A 1,077-nucleotide genomic window follows, 5' to 3' on the forward strand; every position below is an offset into this window, starting at 1 on the left:
TGTTTCCTTTCCAAGGTTTGTGTGTTGGTAAATAAAAAAAGACCCTTAGGAGGGTCTTTGTGAAAAATTAAATATTTTTATTTATTATTAAAAACAAATTAATTATTTTCATCATTTAAAGTTTTTAAAAGTGTTTGATAAGTTTTTAATTGTTTTTTTTGATTATTAATTAAATTTTCTAAATTTTGTTTTAAGGCTAAAAGAGTATTTTTTTTAGGATCATTGTTTGATAATTGTTGTATTTCGCTTTCTGTATTTATTTTTTTAACTGCATTTTCCCGAATTTTATATTTTAAATTAATTATATTTTCTTCAATAGAGTAATTAGTTATGTTTTGATTATTATTGCTAGCACTAGCAATATCTTTATTCATCCCCATTACTTGTTGATTATTAGTAATTAAAAACAATCCTAATAAAGTAAATACAATAAACGCATTTAATAACAATAATAAATTATTTTTAATTTTAAACATTAATTAAATCTCCTTTTATTTTTATTCTTTTTTTATCACCAGTCATCGCTGGTTCTTTTATTATTTTCGGCTTCTTGTACTTTATCTTTATTGTGTTTATCTTCATAAAGAGATAAAGTTTTACGGACAGGGTTGAAGTGGAGGTTGAAATCGGTTAATTTGAAGTTAGAGTTGGAAACATGTGCACAACCAAGGTAATAGTCTTTGTCGTCGTCTAAGAAGTATTTAGGGCCTTTGTATTTAAGGATTAAGCAATTACCGCTTGAGTCTTCTTTGAATTGTTTTTCTAAATTAACATATAAATATAATTGACTGTCATCTTCTGTATCAAAACTAGAATATTCAAATTCATTAATGGAGGTTTCCTCATAAGTTAATCCTTTGTTATTCCAACGGTCGAAAGGATAACGGTCTTTGATGTAGTTGGCGAGGTTAGAGGGTTCTTTTTGGGTTTCGAGGCGGTTTTTGATGTTTCCTAATTCATAAAAATTGATGTTATCTTTGTTAGCGAGTTGTTTTTGATAATAACTGACTCCATTAAGGCCATCAAAGGTGTATTTGGCTTTAATCATTGTACATTTTTTATTATCGTCATACCATT

2 protein-coding genes are annotated in these 1,077 nt (G+C 26.6%); both read right to left on the minus strand.

Features of this window, described 5'->3' with window-relative positions:
- Positions 1-98: 98 nt before the first annotated feature.
- Positions 99-476, minus strand: a complete 378-nt coding sequence (locus OL66_RS03105; RefSeq protein WP_034172429.1) for an SVM family protein — start codon at positions 474-476, stop codon at positions 99-101.
- A gap of 35 nt (positions 477-511) precedes the next feature.
- Positions 512-1,077: hypothetical protein (locus OL66_RS03110; protein ID WP_034172430.1), on the minus strand; the 566-nt coding region annotated here is incomplete at its 5' end.

Source organism: Chrysanthemum yellows phytoplasma (assembly GCF_000803325.1).
GTDB classification, from domain to species: domain Bacteria; phylum Bacillota_I; class Bacilli_A; order Acholeplasmatales; family Acholeplasmataceae; genus Phytoplasma; species Phytoplasma asteris.

What these genes read in the sequence shown, in the direction of transcription:
- OL66_RS03105 (WP_034172429.1), bottom strand. Translation starts at nt 476, where the DNA reads ATGTTTAAAATTAAAAATAATTTATTATTGTTATTAAATGCGTTTATT.